4 protein-coding genes and 2 pseudogenes are annotated in these 5,154 nt (G+C 66.2%); 3 read left to right on the top strand and 3 right to left on the bottom strand.

Going from position 1 to position 5,154, the window contains the following annotated elements; all coding sequences use genetic code 11:
• Positions 1-132 precede the first annotated feature (132 nt).
• Complete coding sequence (locus tag IEY88_RS43825) at positions 133-402, top strand: hypothetical protein (RefSeq protein ID WP_189160801.1); 270 nt, start codon at positions 133-135, stop codon at positions 400-402.
• A gap of 149 nt (positions 403-551) precedes the next feature.
• Positions 552-1,964 (top strand): MATE family efflux transporter, encoded by a 1,413-nt coding sequence (locus IEY88_RS43820; protein ID WP_189160800.1) that lies wholly within the window; start codon positions 552-554, stop codon positions 1,962-1,964.
• Between the two features lie 881 nt (positions 1,965-2,845).
• On the opposite strand, the pseudogene IEY88_RS45765 reads toward IEY88_RS43820, so the two are convergent.
• Both IEY88_RS45765 and IEY88_RS43810 read right to left on the bottom strand, forming a co-directional pair.
• Positions 2,846-3,130 (bottom strand): annotated as a pseudogene (locus IEY88_RS45765) (transposase); the annotation flags it as partial.
• 87 nt (positions 3,131-3,217) lie between these two features.
• Positions 3,218-4,666 (bottom strand): annotated as a pseudogene (locus IEY88_RS43810) (ISL3 family transposase).
• Between the two features lie 162 nt (positions 4,667-4,828).
• Between IEY88_RS43810 and IEY88_RS43805 the strand changes: the two are divergent.
• Positions 4,829-5,002: a glycosyltransferase family protein gene (locus IEY88_RS43805; protein WP_189160798.1), complete on the top strand. Its 174-nt coding sequence runs from the start codon at positions 4,829-4,831 to the stop codon at positions 5,000-5,002.
• On the opposite strand, the gene IEY88_RS45815 is transcribed toward IEY88_RS43805, so the two are convergent.
• The gene (locus IEY88_RS45815) at positions 4,977-5,150 is read right to left on the bottom strand and encodes a hypothetical protein (protein WP_505744039.1); all 174 of its coding nucleotides are present in this window, start codon (positions 5,148-5,150) and stop codon (positions 4,977-4,979) included. The genes IEY88_RS43805 and IEY88_RS45815 overlap by 26 nt on opposite strands.
• Between the last annotated feature and the right edge of the window lie 4 nt (positions 5,151-5,154).

The raw sequence follows: 5,154 nt of genomic DNA, 5'->3' as shown, positions 1-5,154 counted from the left end.
TCTCCACGCCGGACACCATGTCGGTCATCAGGTGCACTTCCATGATCGGGAGTTACACCGCTCGTTTACAGTCCCTCCACCGGCCGGAGCGACGGCCCTGGCTGTTCCGGACAGGGCCTGAATAGCAAGCTCGTGCTGGTCGGCGACGGCGACGAGGTGCTCCATCAGTGCGAGGTGATGTTCGAGCGAGGTGCGGCGTTTCTGCGCGAGCCAACGGCCGACGTTACGGTCGCTACGGTGGAGCGCGCCAGCGACGTGTTGTACGGCGAGCGGTCCGAGATCACCCGCAAGGTGCAGCTCGCGTTCGGGGTCACGGAGGAGCGGATCCCGTGGATCGGCGGCACCCCGGTGGCAGTGGGGTCGCGCAACCTGCACCGCGACCCGTTCTATCGCGTCCGCTGACGGGCGCACCATGCCACATTCAGCCTACGTCGCATTCGGCGTCGAACAGCTGCTGCTGACGTGTCTTGCACACACACGTCGGGATAAGATCTGGACCTGCTGATCTCGCGTATCCTTGCGGCGGTCGCCTCACAGCTGGAGCTGATCGGATGACCCGGCCCACGACGTCCACCACCGCGCGTGCCATCGCGAAGGTGTCGTTGCCGCTGATGGGCGGCATGGTGGGCAATCTCGTGATGATGTTGGTCGACCGGATCACGCTGGCGCGCTACTCCCCTGACACGCTGCAGGCCTCGGGCCCTGCGGTCTTCACCGCCGTCGCCGTCATCACCTTCTTCACCGGTATCGCGGCGATCTCACGGTCCAGCGTGGCCCTGGCCTTCGGCAAGGACGGCGACAGCGAGGCGCGTCACGAGGCCGCACTCGGCATGGTGCTAGGCGCCGGCCTGGGCGTCGTACTCTTCCTGCTGGCGCCCCTCATTGCGACGATCCCGCAGATCGGTGGCCAGCCTGCGCACCTCGTTCCACTGGAGGCGGCGTACCTGGTATGGGCGGCCCGGTTCGGCGCCGTCATGGTGCTCAACATCTCGCTGGCGTCGTACTTCAACGGCATCGGTAAGACGACCGTTCCGTTCTTGGTTGGCCTGGCGGGTCAGGCCGTTGACGCCGTGTTCACCGTCGGTCTCGTGTTTGGCAGGTTCGGCCTGCCGGAGCTGGGCATGGCGGGTTCGGCGATCGGTACGCTGATCGGCACGCTGGTGATGATGATCGGCTACCTGGTCTTCCTGCCGAAGGGCTTCTTCGCGGGCTTCAGCCAGCTGATGACGGACGGACGGCGGACGGTCGCGGGACGCATCCGGTTCCGGCTGCGCCGAGGCGTCGCCGCCGGCGGGTCGGCGGCCATCGAGGTACTCGGGCAGACCGCGTTCGTGTGGATCGCGGCGGTGCTCGGCACCGTAGCGTTAGCCGCGAACAACGTCATCCTATCGATCAACTATCTAGCCATCATCCCGATCATCGGGCTCGGTGTCGGATGCTCGGTGCTATGCGGCAACGCCATCGGCGCAGGTGACTACAACCGCATCCGGGGTATCATTACGGTCACCCTGCTGATAGCCGGTTGCTACATCGTGGTCATCTCGTTCTTCCAGCTGGTCACGCCGAAGCTGTTGCTGATGCCCTTCGGGCTGCACGACGCCGACCAGCGCATTGTGGACGTCGCGGTCGCCACCAGCGCGACGTTGTGGACTTACTCGCTGACCTTTCTGTTTTCCATGGTCGGCTCTGCAGTGCTGGAGAGTTTCGGGCTTACCCGATTCTCGTTCGTCGCCAGGCTGATGTTCGTGTGGGGTATGAGCCTGCCGATCATACTGTGGATCTCGGTGGCCAACTCGGGCGACCCGGACTTCCTCCCGCTCTCGTGGTTCGTCGGGTCGGTCTTCGAGGCGGTCATCGGCGCCGTGTTCTTCTGGCGGATCCGTAAGGCGATCCGCGACCGCGAGAACCACCTCGTCGATCCCACCGCGGCCGAGGCCGAAGCGGACGCGGTGGCGAGCCGATGATCCTGAAGCGGTCCCGAAGCCCGCAAACAACTGCTACACCGTCGGTCTGACCGGCTGGCACGGCTGCACGGTGAGACGTTCGACCAGGTCGGGTCGGCCGTCACCGACCGGATTGCCACAGAGACCTACGATCACATGGGATTTTCGACGTGATATTGGCGGCAAGTCCGTCCGCGGCGCGCACCGACATCACCAGGTAGGTGCGGGCGGTTCACCTCACAGGTGGCGCACCGTGACGTGGCAGCGGCGTACCGACAGCTCAAGCCGGACTTCTTCGTACAGAGCTGCGAAGCTGCCACGCGAGCCGCGCGCAGGCTGTTCGACTACATCAACATCCTCTACGTGTTGCTGAATCTCACTTCCCGCACGCTCGCTGATCCGCGCCACGGAAGTCCGTGAGCGGTAGAGCTGTGCCGTGAGCTCACCGGGCACTGGAAACTGCTCGCACTCCAGGCGCTCAAGTTCGAAGCCACCTTATCGTCGTCATGGACCCGGGACAGCCCGCATACGTCATGTACACCTCCGCTCGACCGATTCCCCCAAGGGAATCGTGATCACTCACAGATGCATGGTAGAACTGATGTTCGACCGGCGCTGGCGTGACAGGTCGCTGCGGCGAATGCTGCTGCACTCGCCGCATGCGTTCGACGCCTACACCTTCGAGCTGTGGCTGCCGCTGCCGACCGGCGGGGAGGTCGTAATCGCTCCCGCCAGCGAAACTGGACGTCACACGCGTGGTGGCGGACCACGGGATCACCGCCCTGTGGCTGACCGCAGGGCCATTCCACCTCATGGCGGACACGAACGCGGCCTGCTTCACTGGCTTGCGCCGGATGCTGACCGGTGGCGACGTGGTGTCCACCGCCGCGGCCGAGCGGGTTCTTGGGCTCGAAGCTGGCGTCGCAGTCACGGGCACGTCGATCTCGACCGGGCCGACGTCGGTGAGCACGGTTACGTGAGTTGCCGATCCTGCGGTCAGCCGGGTCGTGCTTGTCAGAGCCGAGGTGATCAGTGATCTCGCCCTCGAGAGCGGACTCCAGCACCAGCTTGGTCAGTTGCTGGAGCACCCCGCCCTCACCGGTCAGCTTCAGCCCACTGGCCTTCGCGCTGCTCGTCCATACCGGTCCGCGGGCTTCGAGTCCTCGGCGTTTCTCCACGCCGGACATCATGTCGGTCATCAGGTACTTCCATGATCGGGAGTTACACCGTTCGTTTGGCTCTGGCTCGTAGTCGGTGGTGACGTGGAGTGGCTGTCAGGGCAGATGGATGCGGTGGCGGAGAAGGTCGAGTCCTGCGCGTCCGTGCATCTGTCTCATGATTCTCTTGGTGCGGATGTTGACGCCTTCGGTTCGTCCGTTGTGGTAGAGCAGGGTGACGGCACTGTCCACAGCGGACCGGTTGATTTCGATGCCGTTGGTGAGGCTGCGTATATGTGGCAGATCGACCGGAGCGGGCCTGCGTGATCCACTCGGTGAGCTTTACGTCCGTTGCCCTCAGCCGGAGTCAGTAGTGCGGCTAAGCCGCGTATCAGGCTGGCGGGTGCGGTCATCTCGGGGCAGGAAGCGGTGATCTTCTGCAGCAGCGGTGTGTCGTTCGGGTGCAGGTTGCCGGGTGTGGTGAGTAGGAGGCGGCTGGCGTGACGGGGCGGTCGCCGTCGGCTCGGCCCTGGTTGAGGTAGCGGACCAGCAGGTTGGCGCTGCCGGTGTAGCCCAGTTCGCGGATCTCTGTGAGCAGCCCGGGTGACGGGAACCGCGGGGTCGGCTGCGCGGCGGGCGCGCAGGTGGTCACGGTAAGGGTCGACCAGGGTGGGGCGGTGATGCGCAGAACCTGGGGTTCGGGCATGCGGGCGTAGCGTTTGACGGAGTTCAGGGCCAGGTTGAGGCGGCGGGCGCAGTCGAGCAGACCGACCCCGTGGCCGAGTAGATCGTGGATCTTGTTCCAGCGTTCGCGAGTGGTCTGCTCGTGAACGCCGCCGGGGCGGGTTGACGGTGGCCCAGCATCCGGCGTGCGCGCGGACCTCGAGCAGAACCTTGTCGCAGAGATTGCGCCACAGGTGCCTTCGATCGCTGACCTGCACCGCGTCGGGCAGGTCTCGGCGGACTGCTTCGGCGCAGGTGACCGAGCCGTCCCTGCATACCACCTCGACAGCGGGGTGCTCGCGCAGCCACGACTCCAGGGTGGCCGCGTCGCGACCGGGCAAGACCGCGACACGCCGGCCGGTCTCGGCATCGATGATCGTAGCGGTAGCGGCGGCGCGGGGCGAAGTCGTACACGCCGATCACCCTCGGCACCGTCAGTTCGGGCAGCGGCAGGCGCCGCAGACGGCGTAACGCAGAGCTACGGGACACGGGTATGGCGAGTAGGCCGGCCAAACGTGCCGCCGCCGCCCGGCCACCTAGTTTTCGCGCCACCTGGGAGATCTGCCGGACCAGCCGCACCGCGCGGCGCGGATGGCGTTGCAGCAGGCCGGGAATCTGTTCCCGGAATGTCTGCCGTAAGCAGTTACGAGCGGGGCAGACCAGCCGCCGCACGCGCATGCGGACGGCGACCTGGCGGCCATCGACCGGCACATCCTTCACCGTCCGGTGGTGATACCCGTGCACTTTCGCTGTCTCGGCACCGCAGACCGGACACGACACGACCTCAGGCCGAGCACGAGCCGTGACCACCACGATCCCGACGACCTCCGTCACGTCCTCGATGACAGTCCGGAGAACACTGTCCCCACAAGAGAATCGGCTTGCGTGTCACCTGCGCGGCGAAGAGTTCGTGAAGTAACTGGGTAGGTCCGCCTACCCAGCGGGAGCTGTATTGGTGTCCGCATTCCCCAGCGCGCCGACTGGGCCGGTGAGGTCGGGCATCCCGTGCTGATCGGGTCGGACCACTTCGCGGGCGTCATGGCGTCGGCGGCCGGCGACCAGGGCGCCCGGGGCTACCTGCGCGCGAACACCGTCCGCCACGTCGAGTGCGCTGACGTGGCGGACGGCGCGGACGTCGATCAGCCCGAGGACCTCAGGCGACGTACCGGCGGAGCTTGATGCCCGACGAGACGTTCGAGGCGCTCAGCCAGTGCAGGCCGCCACCCGCGTAGGCGGGGTCGGACACGGCGAACTCGTTGCCGCCCGCGCGGTAGCCGACGATCGTGGCGTAGTGGCCGCCGGAGTAGTTGCGGCCGTTGAGGCGGATGACG

It is taken from the genome of Lentzea pudingi, from assembly GCF_014646255.1.
In the GTDB taxonomy this organism is placed as follows: Bacteria; Actinomycetota; Actinomycetes; order Mycobacteriales; family Pseudonocardiaceae; genus Lentzea; species Lentzea pudingi.
Note: the sequence above shows the minus strand (reverse complement) of the source record. Positions and strands in the feature narration are given on the sequence as shown.

What these genes read in the sequence shown, in the direction of transcription:
- IEY88_RS43820 (WP_189160800.1), top strand. Translation starts at nt 552, where the DNA reads ATGACCCGGCCCACGACGTCCACCACCGCGCGTGCCATCGCGAAGGTG.